Consider the following 13,262-nt stretch of genomic DNA (forward strand, 5'->3'; position numbering starts at 1 on the left):
CCGCCGGGCTTTTTGCTGTTTTTCAGGCTCCAAACGCGGATTTGAGCCGGTCGATCTGGGCCGAAACGGCGTTTTCCGCATTGGCCTCCGGCGCAATTTCACCCCGTTCGATCTTGTCGAATTTGACCACGCGCTCGAAAAGCCGATCACCTTTTTCCACATAATCGACAATGGCTTGCGGCAACTCGTCCCAACCCGGACCGCCCCGGTCAGATGGCAGCGCCGAGAATTTAACCTTCGCTTTTTCCGACATCGCTTGCTCGGGGCTGATTTCCCCTTCGTTTACAGCGCGTTGCAGCAACAGCCACGACGCCAACTGCATCAGCCTTGTCGTGAGCCGCATGCTTTCAGTCGCATAGACAAACGAGGCTTCACGACTCAGATGCTGGCTATCGGCACGACCCGGCCCATCGAGATAGGCTGCGACCTCTTCGATCAATCCCATCCCTTCACGATACAGCGCATCAAAGCCGCCTGAACTCATCAGGCGCCGTGTCAGCGAGACCGCCTGCTGTGCCCCCGGATTGTCCTTGTCCACGCGCTCTATCCTTTATTCGCACAAAAACCGAAGCCCAATCATAGGTCGAAAAGCGCAAAAGGTCATTAACGAGCGAACGCGCAAAGCCGATTAGGCTTAACGCTGTGGAGAAAATCGGTGCCAGAAAAGAAAAAAGAGCCGTCAAGCAAACGGCTCTCGAAAGTTAACAGGGAGGCGTCAAACAGAGGGAAGGAACCGCTCTGAAGAACCAGTAAAGACTGGATAACCAAAACCTAACGCGATCAGGTTAATTTTAACTTAACAAGACTCGCTTTTTTAACCCTGACAAACAATGAACGCCCTTTTCCCTTCAGAATTTAAACACGGCATCGGCCGCCGACTTGCTTTGGGTCTTGTTTTCTATAGCGTTTTCCAGCCTCGCGATCTCGCCTTTGAGCATCGCGATTTTTTCCTGCAATTCGTCGACCGATAGCGCGTCAAGAACCATGCCGATTTCATAATCGGCCTTTTTGGTTATATCATCGTCCATTTCATCACCTCTTGCCCACATCGCATCTGGACATACTCTGCCCCAGTGCCATTATCAGGTCCATGCAGATTCCAGATCAAATGCAAGCGGTTACGCTTTCGGGTCACGGTGGCCCGGATGTCCTCACCGCCACCACCATTGCAACACCCCGCCCCGCGCCGGGAGAAGTTCTGATCAGGATCTTTGCGAGCGGCGTTAACGGCCCCGATATATCCCAACGTCAGGGCAATTATGCCCCACCCGCTGACGCATCTCCGCTACCCGGTCTTGAAGTTGCCGGAACGATTGCTGCCCTTGGTGAGAATGTCGACCAGTTCGCCCTTGGTGATTCCGTCGTCGCCCTGTGCAATGGCGGCGGATATGCCGAATATGTTGCAGTGCCCAAAGGGCAGGTTCTCCCCAAGCCGGAAAACTGGGATTGGGCCCAGGCCGCAACGATTCCGGAAACCTTTTTCACGCTGCAACAGACGCTGATCGGTCGCGCCAAACTGGCTCGCGGTAGTCATGTGCTTGTTCATGGTGGTGCAGGCGGCATCGGCGCCACCGCTATCCAGATGTGCGCCCGCATCGGGGCCATCCCCATCGCCACAGTTTCGTCCGATCAAAAGGCCGAATACGCAAAAGCCATGGGCGCCGCCCATGTCATCAATTACCGGACCGAAGATTTTGTCGCGCGCACGCTGGAGATCACTGGCAACATGGGTGCCGATATCATCATCGATATTGTTGGCGGCGATTATGCCAATCGCAATCTCAAGGCAGCCGCGCGCGGAGGGCACATTCTGCAACTGGCTGTCCGGCAAGGTGCTCGCGCGGAGATCAATCTCGGGCTTGTGCTCATGAAAGCGCTTACCATTTCCGGCTCAACCCTTAGACCGCTGAACGCGCTGGAAAAGGCCGAACTGGCGCACGAACTCTATCGGACCATCTGGCCTGCCATTGCCGATGGCACGATTCTGCCCCCGCGCATCCGCACCTTTGCCCTTGCAGACGCGCGCAAGGCGCACGAGGCCATGGAAGCGCCTGACCATTTCGGCAAGATCGTGCTTCTGACCGATGCTGGTCGCGCGGCGCATACGCAAGCTTATGATTAACATTGCATGAGCGCTTCGCTGCAACTATAGTGGCGCCAAATTCCCCCTCATTTCCATTTGGCGAGGCGGGCGGCCCCAAGAAAACCGGGCCGCGGCACAGGAGAGATTTATCATGGCCACGCAATTGCTCATGCCCAAGGCAACAGCCGTCTGGCTTGTTGAAAATACCGGTCTGACCTTCAAGCAGATCGCCGATTTCTGCACGCTACATCCCCTCGAAGTTCAGGGGATTGCCGATGGTGACGTGGCCGGCGGCATCAAGGGCGTCAGCCCGATCCAGAACGGTCAGCTCTCCCGCGAGGAAATCGCACGAGGCGAAGCGGACGAAAACTACAAGCTCAGGATTTCCGAGCCCAAGGTAAAGGTGGCTGCCCCCAAGCGCCGAGGTCCACGCTATACGCCGACCTCGCGCCGTCACGAGCGACCCAATGCCATCAAATGGCTGGTGCGCAGCCATCCCGAACTCAAGGACGCTCAGATCATGCGCCTTGTCGGCACCACCAAATCGACCATCGAAGCAGTGCGTGAGGGCACGCATTGGAACAGCGCCAATCTGCAGGCGATGGACCCGGTCACTCTCGGCCTCTGCACCCAGATCGAGCTTGATATGGAAGTGCGCAAGGCTGCGCGCAGCGCTGGCATAACGGAAGATGCACCTGAAGGCACCCGCCTGATGACAGCCGAAGAAGCGCTTAGCCGCGCACGCCATGAAACCGATGAGGATGGCGTAACTTTCGACCAGGACCCGGTCGAGACCGAGCGCGAAGCTGAATACGAAGCCGATTCGGTCTTTGCCAAGCTCAAGTCTCTCAAGGGTGACACCGATACCGACGAAGACGATCGCAACTGATCCCGATCGAATAATCCCAAAGGGCAGCCCGATACCGGCGCTGCCCTTTTTCTTGCTGTCCCTCCAGTTCCTTCTTGATCCGGCACATGGACAATGTTTGACCTGAGCTTTTTTCTTGTTGCCGGATTGGCTGTGATTCTTGTCGGACTCTCCAAGTCCGGGCTGGTCGTAAGCCTTGGTGCCGTCGGCGTACCGCTTCTCACCCTTGTCATGCCCGCACGCGATGCCGCAGGCATGATGCTGCCCATTCTTCTGGTTCTCGATGCCATTGCGCTCTTTGTCTATCGGCGCGAATTCGACTGGAAGATCCTCTGGATATTGCTGCCTGGCGCCATTGCCGGAACCGGCATCGCCTGGGCGCTTTCGGCCGTTGTCGATGAAGCGGCAGTGCGCCTCGCCATTGGCCTCATTACCGTGCTCTTTGTGCTCGACGCATGGTTTCCGCTGCGCAAGAAGCTTGAAAATCTGCCCCCATCAAAACCCTGGGGCAGTTTTTGGGGGGCCATTGCCGGCTTCACCAGCTTTGTCAGCCATACCGGAGGGCCGCCAATCCAGATCTATCTTTTGCCGCTGAAATTGCGGCCAGCTCTGTTTGCCGGCACCAATGCGGTGTTCTTTGCCGTCGTTAATACGCTGAAACTGATCCCCTATTTCACCTTGGGGCAGCTTTCCGTCTCCAATATGCAGGCAGCACTTTATCTGCTACCGCTGGCCGTCGCTGGTATGATTGCGGGTGTTTTCATGGTTCGGCGTATCGACACCGGCCTGTTTTACACCATCGCCTATTGGCTGTTGCTCGCGCTGGGCGCCAAGCTTGTCTATGACGGTATCGTCGGAATATTTTTCTAGAACGTGTCCAGCAAAAGCATGTCCTTGGATCTGATGCGAGGGCGGAAACGGTTTTGCGGTTCCGACACGCGACAAAACAAAGACTTAGAGCCGGGCTCTGAGTCCATCAAAGCCTGAACGGCTCTAGAGCAGAAAATTACGAAAAAAGGCCGCAGCATATTGCCGTGGCCTTACGTGCATGCCGCACATTTTTAGATGCTAGTCTCACCGCCAGAACTGGGTCGTCTGCTTGGCGGCCTTATCTGATAAAGCTGTGTCAGACCTCTTGCAGGGTCAGTGCGTCGTCACTTCACCTTGCGCTCGTGTCATCTCATCTTTGAGTTCAAGCTTTTTCCGCTTGAGAGCGGCGATAAGCAGGGCATCGCGCGCCGGGTGGCGCATTTCCTGCTCGATCTTGCGTTCAAGATCCTGGTGTCGCCGCTCCAGAGAGCTGATGTAAGTTTGTGAGGTCATAGTCACTCCTTTCATCACGTGAACGACAATATCGTCACAAACTTTGAAGCTTTTGTCCAATGGCAAATCTGTGGCAATAAGAGATTGTGAACCCGCATCGGTGAAAAGGTATGGTTCCACCTTGCCACCCGGCGTCCAAAAGGAATTGAAATGCTGCCAATGGACAAGCAACACGAGGCCAAACTCGGTCTGGAATTGGCAACAAAAAGGCAGGAGCACGCCGATCTCGATGCCGCGATTGCCACGCTTTCCGCTTCCGGGCTGGCCGATGCGACGCTGCTTCAACGGCTGAAAAAACGCAAGCTCGCCCTGAAGGACCGCATAACCGAACTCGAACGGCACCTTCTGCCTGATATCATCGCGTAACGGTTGCGCGTCGCCAATTAAATTGACCTAGCCACTCATCTTTTGTAACTGGGTAGCTGTTATTTTCAATATCTATGAATCGGCTCTCCCATGGAAAACCAGTCGCGCTCTGTTGAGCGCATTCGTCACGAGTTGAAATTTCGCATCGCCACGGTGGAAAGCGCTGAAAGCATTTCTCCCAAAATGGTGCGCATAACGCTCAAAAGCGATGAGTTTGCCGATTTTGTAAGCCTTGCCTATGATGATCACTGCAAGGTCTTTTTCCCTGAACCGGGAAAATCTCTCGATGTAAAGCCGACGGCCGGCGCCAACGGGCTGTCTTTTCCCGATGGCCGGCGTCCCGAAGCGCGTGACTACACCCCACGCTTTTACGACAACGACGCAAAAACCCTGACGCTCGATTTCGTTCTGCACGGAGATGGTCCGGCCTCGACCTGGGCACAAGCGGCAAAGACAGGCGACAGCATCGGTATCGGCGGGCCGCGTGGCTCATTCGTCTTGCGCGGAACATTTGACTGGTATTTGCTGATCGGGGACGAAACCGCGCTGCCTGCCATCGGGCGCCGGATCGAAGAACTGCCGGCCGATGCCAAGGTCATAGCGCTGATTGAAGTCGCCGACCTTTCGGAAAAGCAGAGTTTTGACGCCCCCGCCGATTGCGAAATCATCTGGCTGCCGCGCGATGGGGCCGAGCCGGGCACCACCGATTTGCTGCTCAACGCCGCAAAGGCTCTCACCCTGCCTTCTGGCGACGGCTACATCTTCGCTGCCGGTGAAGCCAGAATAAGCAAATCGATTCGCGCTCATTTCGTCGACGGCCTGGGCCATAACCCGGACTGGATAAAGGCCGCAGGCTATTGGCAGCTAGGCAGCGAAGATTTCGACGACGGTCACGCGCACTGATTGCCTTTCAGGCAGGCTGAAGCGCCTTTTCATCTTGTCTCACGGCGCGCACCACTACGGGCATGATGCTCGTCGCAACGCTGGCAACAGCGTGGCTCAAATGTTGGCCGACCTATGCGGCTTCGCCCGCGGGCTTGATCCGCGGGTCTGTGCCCCAAGCAACGCCGTTACCCGAAATCCGGGCCTTGCGGGCCTTTCGCGCGGCGGGTTCGTGGCTTGTTTCCGGCCGGTTTGAACTTTGTCTTTCCCGCGGCTGATTTGGGCTTGCCGTTGCGTTTGCCATAACCTGCCTTGCCCTTTTTCGGATGCGGAGCGAAATCGGGTGATTCACCGGTCTGGGTAATGGTGACGCCCTTTTCGCCGCTGCCGCCTATCGCCAGCGTTTGCGCATAGCGCGCTGCCATATCGCCGGAAATCTGGAAACGCGTTTCGGTGTCCTCGATCTTGATCGAACCGACATCCTTTTTGGTCACGCCGCCAGCCTTGCAGATCATTGGCAGAAGCCACTTGGGATCGGCACGATGCTTGCGGCCAAGAGAAAGCGAGAACCAGACACCATCTTCCATATCCGGCTTGCGCGGTCCGCGTTCGGATGGTGCACCATCATGCTGGCCGCTGCGCGCACCCTTTTCGCGCCCCGTCGGCACCGGTGTATCGGAAATCTCCTCCGGGGCCGGTCGTGCCGCCCGCTGCTGACGCAGATAGGCGATGGCCAGTTGCTCTGCCGAAAGGCTCTCAACCAGCCTTCCAACCATTTCCGCTTCGTCCTCCTGAATCGGCGAAATGGCCTGCGCTTCATCAAGAATACGCTGATTGTAATGAGCATCGATATCCGCGCTTGTTGGCGCCGCGCGATAGCCCGCATCGATATTTGCGAATTTGAGCACGCGCGAGGCACCATTGCGCCGGTGCTGCGGCACGATCAGAACACAGACGCCCTTGCGCCCGGCGCGCCCGGTCCTTCCCGAGCGATGCAGCAGCGTTTCGGGATTGGTCGGCAAATCCGCATGGACCACAAGATCGAGATTGGGCAGATCGATACCGCGCGCAGCAACATCGGTTGCAACGCAAACCCTGGCCCGGCCATCCCGCATGGCCTGCAATGCGTTGGTGCGCTCGCTCTGGGTCAGTTCGCCCGAAAGCGCCACAACCGAAAATCCGCGATTGGAAAGCCGCGCCGTCAAATGCTTGACCGCGTCGCGCGTCTGGCAAAAGACGATGGCATTGGACTGGTCGAAATACAAAAGCGTGTTGATGATCGCGTGTTCGCGCTCGTCCTTGGCGACCACCATCACCTGATAATCGATATCGGCATGGCGCTCGGTTGCGCTGGTTGCCGTGAGCCGCACGGCGTCGCGCTGAAAGGTCTTTGCCAGTTTGGCAATCGCGGGTGGCACAGTTGCCGAAAACAGAAGCGTGCGGCGTTCGACAGGTGCAGCATCGAGAATGAATTCAAGATCCTCGCGAAAGCCCAAATCGAGCATTTCATCGGCTTCATCGAGCACAACTGCCTTGATCCCGGAAAGATCCAGCGCCCGCCTGGTGATATGGTCACGCAACCGACCCGGTGTACCCACAACAATATGGGCACCGCGCTCAAGATTGCGGCGCTCGGTCCTGATGTCCATGCCGCCGACGCAAGATGCCGTGCGTACGCCCGTATCGCCATAAAGCCAGTTGAGTTCGCGCTGCACCTGCAGGGCCAACTCCCGCGTCGGCGCAATGACCAGCGCCAAAGGCGTGTCTGCCGGCAAGAACTGATCCTGTCCGGAAAGCAGCGTTGGCGCGATCGCAATCCCGAATGCAACGGTCTTGCCCGAGCCGGTCTGGGCCGAAACAAGAAGATCGGCATTTTCGCAGCGCTCTTCAAGAACGCCGAGCTGAACCGGTGTCAGCGTTTCGTAGCCTTTTTTCTCCAGCGCGCGCGCAAGAGCGGGATGAATCGCGGCGGGCAAGCCGGACGCGGCATGTGTATCTGAGTGCATGAAATGCAAAGCCTTTGAAAATGAGCCGGAGCGTCTTTTGACATCCCCTGGCTCGGAACCGTTAGCAGGCCATCGGCAAAGCCGGCCTGCCCCAAAAAGCAATGGCGCTTTTTTATCCCAACTCCCCGATGCCCAAATACGGCCCCGGATTTCCAAGCGCAGCCTATGCTTGCCTTTCTCTAACGCCAGTTTGGCCTGCTTCGTCCAGTAAAACCTTCAAAATGAGCAAATTTTCTTGGTCGCCCCTGCCCTTTGCTTGATGGCGTTCCCCAATTCGGCTACAGGCTATTTTTGCCTTGAGGGGGATAATCGCGTGCAGACCTCACCACCAATTGCCATCGTCATGGGTAGCCAATCCGATTGGCCCACGATGCGCTTTGCCGCCGAAACGCTCGATGCGCTTAAGATCGACTATGAAGCGCGTATCGTTTCCGCCCACCGCACGCCCCACCGCATGGTCAGTTTTGCCACCAATGCCCGCGAGGAAGGCTTTCAGGTCATCATTGCCGGTGCAGGCGGGGCGGCACACCTGCCCGGCATGATTGCATCGATGACCACATTGCCCGTTTTCGGCGTGCCGGTGGAAAGCAAGGCCCTGCGCGGCGAGGACAGTTTGCTCTCGATCGTGCAGATGCCCGGCGGTGTTCCGGTCGGCACGCTGGCCATCGGCAAACCCGGCGCCATCAATGCCGCCCTGCTGGCTGCCTCGGTCCTGAGCCTTATGGACGAGGACCTTGCCGAACGCCTGGCCGACTGGCGCGCGCGCCAGACCGATTCCGTTCCCGAGTTCCCCCGCGACAATGACTGACCGTAAGATTATGGCGCCTAGCGCCCGCATCGGCATACTTGGCGGCGGCCAGCTTGGCCGCATGCTCTCGCTTGCCGCAAGCCAGCTCGGTATGCGCACCCATATCTTTTGCCCGGACGAAAACAGCCCCGCCTTTGAGGTAACCCCCCACAAGACCGTTGCGGGCTATGATGATGAAGCAGCGCTGGAGCGCTTCGCGCGATCGGTCGATCTTGTAACCTATGAATTTGAGAATGTGCCGGTCACTTCGGCCAAGTTTCTGGAAAAATTCTGCCCGGTTTTTCCAGGCCCAATGGCGCTTGAGGTTTCTCAAGATCGATTGACAGAAAAAGCCTTCCTGACCGGGGCCGGTGTCGCCGTCGCGCCATACCGGCCTGTTTCAAGCCCTGTCGAACTGAATAAGGCCATTGCCGAAATCGGTCTGCCCGCGGTGCTCAAGACCACGCGGCTGGGCTATGACGGCAAGGGTCAGCGCACAATCGGCAGCAACAAGGACGCTCAGGCAGTCTTTGACCAGATCGGCGGCGTCCAGCTGGTTCTGGAAGGGTTTATTGCATTCGAGCGCGAGATTTCGGTGATCGTGGCCCGGCGCGCCGATGGGGAAGTCGTAACTTACGAGCCTGCTGAAAACGTCCATGAGAACCACATTCTCAAGACCTCGACGCTGCCCGCCACGATCAGTACCGAAACCGCACAAGCTGCGCGCGACGCGGCGGCGAAAATCGCCAATGCGCTGGATTATGTCGGAGTCATGGGCGTCGAATTCTTCGTGCTGCCCGATGGCGGCCTGCTGGTCAATGAAATCGCGCCGCGGGTTCATAATTCAGGCCACTGGACGCAGGCCGTCTGCCTCACCGATCAGTTTGAAAATCATATAAGGGCGATCTGCGGCTGGCCGCTTGGCGAAACCACACGGCTGGCCGATGTGACTATGGAAAACCTGATCGGCGACGAGATTTTCGAGATCGCGCAACTTTCAGCATCCGGTCAGCCCCATGTCTATGGAAAGACCCAGGCGCGACCGCGCCGCAAAATGGGACACATCAACCGGCTGGGCGGCAAATAAAGCGTAAAGCCAGTGGACAAAGCCCGACTCTTCTGTTAGTTACCGCGACCACGGTGACTGGCGAAAGCTGGTCGGCGCCACTCTCTTTTTGAGCTTGGCGTTTTCAATCAACTGAATTTTAGCTTTGAAAGGGCGGTGTGCCGCGTGCAAGTAGTCGTTCGCGATAACAATGTCGATCAGGCGCTTCGGGCGCTGAAGAAGAAGTTGCAGCGCGAAGGCGTATTTCGCGAAATGAAGCTGCGTAACTATTACGAGAAGCCTTCTGAAAAGAAGGCGCGCCAGAAGGCTGAGGCCATTCGCCGGGCGCGCAAGCTGGCTCGCAAGCGTGCGCAGCGTGAGGCAGGTGTTACTGCCGGTCGTCGCTAATCGACATTTGTTGAACGCTTCATTGCAAACGCCGTCCCTTCCGGGCGGCGTTTTCTTTTGTGCCGAAAGCTCCCATCCCCGCGCTTATTGCAGCGCGGCAGCGTAGAACTGCTTGGTACGCTCCCAGATACCCCGCGCCCACATGTCATTGTGGCCCGCACCGTCTTCGATCCAGATTTCAAAAGGATTGGGCGCCTCGGCAAACAGGCGCTCGCCATTGCCATGAGTTATGACGACATCGGCCGTGCCATGCGCGATGAAAAGCGGCTCCTCGACATCGCCGATCCATTCGTTCGATGGAAACTGATCCATCATCAGAAAACCGACCGGCGCATAAGGATAGCGCTCTGCTGCCACTGCCACCGCAGAATAGAACGGGGTTTCAAGCACAAGAGCGTCACTATCGCGCTGACTTGCCACCCAGACGGCAGGTGATGACCCCAGCGACCGCCCCCAAATAAGGATCTGGTCTTCACGTTCGGCCAGCCAGTCGAAAGCGGCAAGTGCATCGTCAAGAATGTTCTGTTGCGTGATCTGACCTGGCGATAGAGGGAATCCGCGATAATCGATAGAAAGAAAGCCAAAGCCGTCTTCGGAAAAGGCCTGGAAGCGCGCGTACTCGGAGGTGAAACTGCCGGAATTGCCCTTGAGGTAAAGAATGGTCGGCATACCGGGCGATGGTGCGCCATACCAGCCCGTCACGGTCTCATCATTGGTTGTTGGAATGGATACAAGCTCGGCATCGAGCCCGACATCTGCGATCTCCCACACATCACCATCGGGCACAAAAAAGAAAGCTCGCTGATTGAAATAGAGATAGGCGACAACCCCCATATAGGCCACGGCCAGAACGCCTAGTGTCCCGAAAACAATTCGTCTGATCACGTTCCATGCTCCATTTTGAACACCCCGCCCCTTGATACCAATCCCATAGCAATTGGCAATCGTTCAGGCTGGCAACGCCTCTTCGCCGGTCGCTAACCGGAACGCGCGAGCAAAGACCTCTGGCGGTTGTGCGCCCGAAAGCGCAAACTTGGAATTGAAGATGAAAAACGGCACCCCATTGACGCCTTGCTGGCCAGCAGAATGAGCCATTAATCGTGTAGCGTCATGCTCACGCTCATCGGCCAGCAGCGCCTTTGCATCGTCTTGGGAAAATCCATGCGTCTGCGCAACCTCGAGCAGGATGTCATCGGAAGCAATATTTCTGCCTTCAAGAAAATAGGCCGCAGCAAAGGCCTTGGCCAACGCATACTGTATTTCAGACGGCGCCAGGCGGATGAGTGTATGCGCCTTGATGGTCGGATAACTCATGGGTTGAACGGAAAGGTCGAGATCGACCCCGGCTTGATGTGCTGCCTGTTCGACGCGCGCCTGCATTGCCGCCACATCACCCCCGTATTTGGCTTTGAGCCTTTCCCGCGTATTTTGCCCGTCATCGGGGATGGAAGGATCGAGCAGGAACGGGTGATGGGCGATTGTTACGGTGATGGCTGGGTCAAGTGCCGCCAATGCTGCGTCGAGCCGCGCGGTGCCAATAAGGCACCACGGGCAAATAATGTCGGTAAACAGGTCGATATGAATCGTTTCAGTCATGAACTTTCCTCGTTCTTACCTTCCAAATGGCAAGGCACACCGTCTGCTGCAAGAGCTTACATAGGCGTAATGGTCATACCTGTCGGGTGGACAAACCGAGCCAGATGGCGACACCGACCAGAAGCAGCCCAAATATCGCTCCCAACGTTCGCCGCCGTTCCGGTTGCACAAAAAACGGCTGCAACTGACTGGCCAGCACGACGATCATGGTATGGACAAAGGTGGCGGCAAAAACATAAATCGCCGCCAGAAGAATAAAACTGGCTACTGACGCCTGCGCGGGGAGAAAATTCGGCAAAACGGCCAGATAAAAAACGGCCGCCTTGGGATTGAGCAGATTTGTGATCAATCCCCGTCGGAAATAGATGTGCGAACGGGCAGAGTAATCCTCTTGGCCAACCGGCTTTTGCGCATCGCGCCAGCTATCGTATCCCAGCCAGACGAGATAAAGGATGCCTGCCCATCGGACTGCCTGATAAGCCAATTGGTTCTGCGCGATAATCGCTGCAAGACCCAATGCTGCAAGCAGTCCGATAATTGCAAGACCCAGCGTGACACCCGCCACGGCAAAGAGTCCTGGCCTGCGCCCACGTTCTGCGCTCAACAGCGCCAGATAGGCCATGTTTGGGCCGGGCGTCAGTTCGATGGCCAGCGCAGTTACAAAGAAGGTGGCAAGTGTGGGCAGGGAAAGCATGTCCATCCACCACAATTGCCCAACGGAAATAGAAAGAAAAGCCGGAAAGTTTGTTCCTCGCGCCCTTGCCACAAAGGCAGAGAAGTCGGCAACCGCATGGCCTTAACGGCATACACTTGACCGCACAAAAGATAAAGGATACACTTATATAAGTTTTTTCTTGTATTTATGGAGGAGCTTCATGAGCATCGACTTCCCGTCCCATCTGGGCGCCGTCAGCCGTACAATTATTGCAGACGAACGTGACGGCAAGCCGGTTCGCAACGTCATTCTCGCCAGAAGTTACACGACCGGCATCGACGATCTATGGGATGCCATTACCAATCCCGAGCGATTGCCCCGTTGGTTCCTGCCCGTTAGCGGCGATTTGAAACAGGGCGGGCATTACCAGTTCGAGGGTAATGCCGGGGGTACAATCACCCGTTGCGAACCGCCCCGCCTCGTTGCCGTCACCTGGGAATTTGGCGGCGGGGTTAGCTGGGTCGAGGTGACGCTTGCAGCCGATAGCGAGGAGCAAACCAGATTGTCTCTTACCCATATCTGCCCTCTGGACGAGTTCTGGGAACAATATGGACCGGGGGCGGTTGGTGTGGGCTGGGATCTCGGCTTTCTTGGCCTCGGTCTTTATCTTGCCGGTGCCAGCCGTGACCAGTTCGACGAAAGTGCTTTCGCCGCGTCTCCGGAAGGCGGAAACTTCATAGCCGGTGCAAGCCAGAGCTGGATGCGGGCAGCGATCCAGGCCGGAGAAGATACCGAACAGGCTAAGGCTGCGGCCAAACGCACCACCGACTTTTATACCGGCGCGAACCAATAGGCGTGCCATGGAAGCATTTGACGTTCTCGGCGATCCCGTCCGGCGCCGCATTCTCGAACTGCTCGCCAATGGTGAGCATCGTTCGGGCCAGATTGTCGAAACCATTCAGGCCGAGTTCGGCATCACACAGGCCGCCGTATCCCAGCACTTGAAGGTGCTGCGCGACAGTGGCTTTGCCGATGTCAGGGTCGATGGACAACGCAGGATCTATTCGGTCAATAGCGCTCCATTGCAGCAGGTCGATTCCTGGCTTGAGCGTTTCCGCTTCTTCTGGGAGCCCAAGCTAAGCGCGCTGGATACCGAAATCGCCCGCGGCAAAAAGCAACGGCGCGCGGAGTGACCATCGGCTGGGGCGCAAAAAAGGGAGCCTTCCGGCTCCCTTTTTATTGC

At 57.1% G+C, this 13,262-nt stretch carries 17 protein-coding genes; 10 read left to right on the plus strand and 7 right to left on the minus strand.

Translation table 11 applies throughout. From position 1 onward, the window contains the following. Nucleotides 1-22 precede the first annotated feature (22 nt). Nucleotides 23-484, minus strand: a complete 462-nt coding sequence (rcdA, locus tag EO133_RS16505; RefSeq protein WP_127073831.1) for a protease adaptor protein RcdA — start codon at nt 482-484, stop codon at nt 23-25. A 364-nt stretch (nt 485-848) separates the two neighbouring features. Beyond that, entirely contained in the window at nt 849-1,028 is a 180-nt protein-coding gene (locus EO133_RS16510) for a DUF1192 domain-containing protein (RefSeq protein WP_127073756.1), read from the minus strand. Between the two features lie 80 nt (nt 1,029-1,108). On the opposite strand from EO133_RS16510, the gene EO133_RS16515 reads away from it, so the two are divergent. The 3 genes from EO133_RS16515 (at nt 1,109) to EO133_RS16525 (ending at nt 3,821) form a co-directional block, all read left to right on the plus strand. Further along, nucleotides 1,109-2,122, plus strand: coding sequence for an NAD(P)H-quinone oxidoreductase (locus EO133_RS16515; RefSeq protein ID WP_244640842.1), 1,014 nt, complete (start codon nt 1,109-1,111; stop codon nt 2,120-2,122). Nucleotides 2,123-2,234: 112 nt separating this feature from the next. Beyond that, nucleotides 2,235-2,972: a DUF1013 domain-containing protein gene (locus EO133_RS16520; protein ID WP_127073757.1), complete on the plus strand. Its 738-nt coding sequence runs from the start codon at nt 2,235-2,237 to the stop codon at nt 2,970-2,972. A 93-nt stretch (nt 2,973-3,065) separates the two neighbouring features. Next, entirely contained in the window at nt 3,066-3,821 is a 756-nt protein-coding gene (locus EO133_RS16525) for a sulfite exporter TauE/SafE family protein (RefSeq protein WP_127073758.1), read from the plus strand. A 273-nt stretch (nt 3,822-4,094) separates the two neighbouring features. Here EO133_RS16525 and EO133_RS16530 read toward each other — a convergent pair whose 3' ends face one another. Beyond that, a complete protein-coding gene (locus EO133_RS16530) occupies nt 4,095-4,274 on the minus strand; it encodes a YdcH family protein (RefSeq protein WP_127073759.1) in 180 nt (59 codons plus the stop codon). Nucleotides 4,275-4,433: 159 nt separating this feature from the next. On the opposite strand from EO133_RS16530, the gene EO133_RS16535 reads away from it, so the two are divergent. Together EO133_RS16535 and EO133_RS16540 are read left to right on the plus strand one after the other, a co-directional pair. Beyond that, entirely contained in the window at nt 4,434-4,640 is a 207-nt protein-coding gene (locus tag EO133_RS16535; RefSeq protein WP_127073760.1) for a YdcH family protein, read from the plus strand. A 90-nt stretch (nt 4,641-4,730) separates the two neighbouring features. Further along, nucleotides 4,731-5,543, plus strand: coding sequence for a siderophore-interacting protein (locus EO133_RS16540; protein ID WP_127073761.1), 813 nt, complete (start codon nt 4,731-4,733; stop codon nt 5,541-5,543). Nucleotides 5,544-5,710: 167 nt separating this feature from the next. On the opposite strand, the gene EO133_RS16545 is transcribed toward EO133_RS16540, so the two are convergent. Further along, nucleotides 5,711-7,528 carry a DEAD/DEAH box helicase gene (locus EO133_RS16545; protein WP_127073762.1) on the minus strand — a complete coding sequence of 606 codons (1,818 nt, stop codon included), beginning with the start codon at nt 7,526-7,528 and terminating at the stop codon, nt 5,711-5,713. A 259-nt stretch (nt 7,529-7,787) separates the two neighbouring features. On the opposite strand from EO133_RS16545, the gene purE reads away from it, so the two are divergent. From purE to rpsU, 3 genes are all read left to right on the plus strand, one after another. After that, on the plus strand, nt 7,788-8,336 hold the full coding sequence (purE, locus tag EO133_RS16550; protein ID WP_127073833.1) for a 5-(carboxyamino)imidazole ribonucleotide mutase: 549 nt from the start codon (nt 7,788-7,790) through the stop codon (nt 8,334-8,336). Then, nucleotides 8,329-9,402, plus strand: a complete 1,074-nt coding sequence (locus EO133_RS16555; RefSeq protein ID WP_127073763.1) for a 5-(carboxyamino)imidazole ribonucleotide synthase — start codon at nt 8,329-8,331, stop codon at nt 9,400-9,402. The genes purE and EO133_RS16555 overlap by 8 nt, the downstream gene beginning before the upstream one ends. Nucleotides 9,403-9,546: 144 nt before the next feature. Beyond that, a complete protein-coding gene (gene rpsU, locus EO133_RS16560) occupies nt 9,547-9,768 on the plus strand; it encodes a 30S ribosomal protein S21 (RefSeq protein ID WP_127073764.1) in 222 nt (73 codons plus the stop codon). 84 nt (nt 9,769-9,852) lie between these two features. Here the strand turns inward: rpsU and EO133_RS16565 are convergent, their stop codons facing one another. From EO133_RS16565 to EO133_RS16575, 3 genes are all read right to left on the minus strand, one after another. Further along, a complete protein-coding gene (locus EO133_RS16565; RefSeq protein ID WP_127073765.1) occupies nt 9,853-10,653 on the minus strand; it encodes an alpha/beta hydrolase in 801 nt (266 codons plus the stop codon). A 63-nt stretch (nt 10,654-10,716) separates the two neighbouring features. After that, nucleotides 10,717-11,364, minus strand: coding sequence for a DsbA family oxidoreductase (locus EO133_RS16570; RefSeq protein ID WP_127073766.1), 648 nt, complete (start codon nt 11,362-11,364; stop codon nt 10,717-10,719). Between the two features lie 73 nt (nt 11,365-11,437). Beyond that, nucleotides 11,438-12,058: a LysE family translocator gene (locus EO133_RS16575; RefSeq protein ID WP_127073767.1), complete on the minus strand. Its 621-nt coding sequence runs from the start codon at nt 12,056-12,058 to the stop codon at nt 11,438-11,440. A 181-nt stretch (nt 12,059-12,239) separates the two neighbouring features. Between EO133_RS16575 and EO133_RS16580 the strand changes: the two genes are divergently transcribed. After that, a complete protein-coding gene (locus tag EO133_RS16580) occupies nt 12,240-12,872 on the plus strand; it encodes an SRPBCC family protein (RefSeq protein WP_127073768.1) in 633 nt (210 codons plus the stop codon). 7 nt (nt 12,873-12,879) lie between these two features. After that, a complete protein-coding gene (locus tag EO133_RS16585; protein ID WP_127073769.1) occupies nt 12,880-13,212 on the plus strand; it encodes an ArsR/SmtB family transcription factor in 333 nt (110 codons plus the stop codon). Nucleotides 13,213-13,262: the final 50 nt, after the last annotated feature.

Origin of the sequence: Pelagibacterium lentulum (assembly GCF_003992625.1) — a bacterium.
In the GTDB taxonomy this organism is placed as follows: domain Bacteria; phylum Pseudomonadota; class Alphaproteobacteria; order Rhizobiales; family Devosiaceae; genus Pelagibacterium; species Pelagibacterium lentulum.

Excerpts from the sequence above, each read along its gene's own strand:
- rcdA (WP_127073831.1), bottom strand. The coding sequence starts at position 484 with ATGAGTTCAGGCGGCTTTGATGCGCTGTATCGTGAAGGGATGGGATTG.
- EO133_RS16510 (WP_127073756.1), bottom strand. The coding sequence starts at position 1,028 with ATGGACGATGATATAACCAAAAAGGCCGATTATGAAATCGGCATGGTT.
- EO133_RS16515 (WP_244640842.1), top strand. The coding sequence starts at position 1,109 with ATGCAAGCGGTTACGCTTTCGGGTCACGGTGGCCCGGATGTCCTCACC.
- EO133_RS16520 (WP_127073757.1), top strand. The coding sequence starts at position 2,235 with ATGGCCACGCAATTGCTCATGCCCAAGGCAACAGCCGTCTGGCTTGTT.
- EO133_RS16525 (WP_127073758.1), top strand. The coding sequence starts at position 3,066 with ATGTTTGACCTGAGCTTTTTTCTTGTTGCCGGATTGGCTGTGATTCTT.
- EO133_RS16530 (WP_127073759.1), bottom strand. The coding sequence starts at position 4,274 with ATGACCTCACAAACTTACATCAGCTCTCTGGAGCGGCGACACCAGGAT.
- EO133_RS16535 (WP_127073760.1), top strand. The coding sequence starts at position 4,434 with ATGGACAAGCAACACGAGGCCAAACTCGGTCTGGAATTGGCAACAAAA.
- EO133_RS16540 (WP_127073761.1), top strand. The coding sequence starts at position 4,731 with ATGGAAAACCAGTCGCGCTCTGTTGAGCGCATTCGTCACGAGTTGAAA.
- EO133_RS16545 (WP_127073762.1), bottom strand. The coding sequence starts at position 7,528 with ATGCACTCAGATACACATGCCGCGTCCGGCTTGCCCGCCGCGATTCAT.
- purE (WP_127073833.1), top strand. The coding sequence starts at position 7,788 with ATGGCGTTCCCCAATTCGGCTACAGGCTATTTTTGCCTTGAGGGGGAT.
- EO133_RS16555 (WP_127073763.1), top strand. The coding sequence starts at position 8,329 with ATGACTGACCGTAAGATTATGGCGCCTAGCGCCCGCATCGGCATACTT.
- EO133_RS16570 (WP_127073766.1), bottom strand. The coding sequence starts at position 11,364 with ATGACTGAAACGATTCATATCGACCTGTTTACCGACATTATTTGCCCG.
- EO133_RS16575 (WP_127073767.1), bottom strand. The coding sequence starts at position 12,058 with ATGCTTTCCCTGCCCACACTTGCCACCTTCTTTGTAACTGCGCTGGCC.
- EO133_RS16580 (WP_127073768.1), top strand. The coding sequence starts at position 12,240 with ATGAGCATCGACTTCCCGTCCCATCTGGGCGCCGTCAGCCGTACAATT.
- EO133_RS16585 (WP_127073769.1), top strand. The coding sequence starts at position 12,880 with ATGGAAGCATTTGACGTTCTCGGCGATCCCGTCCGGCGCCGCATTCTC.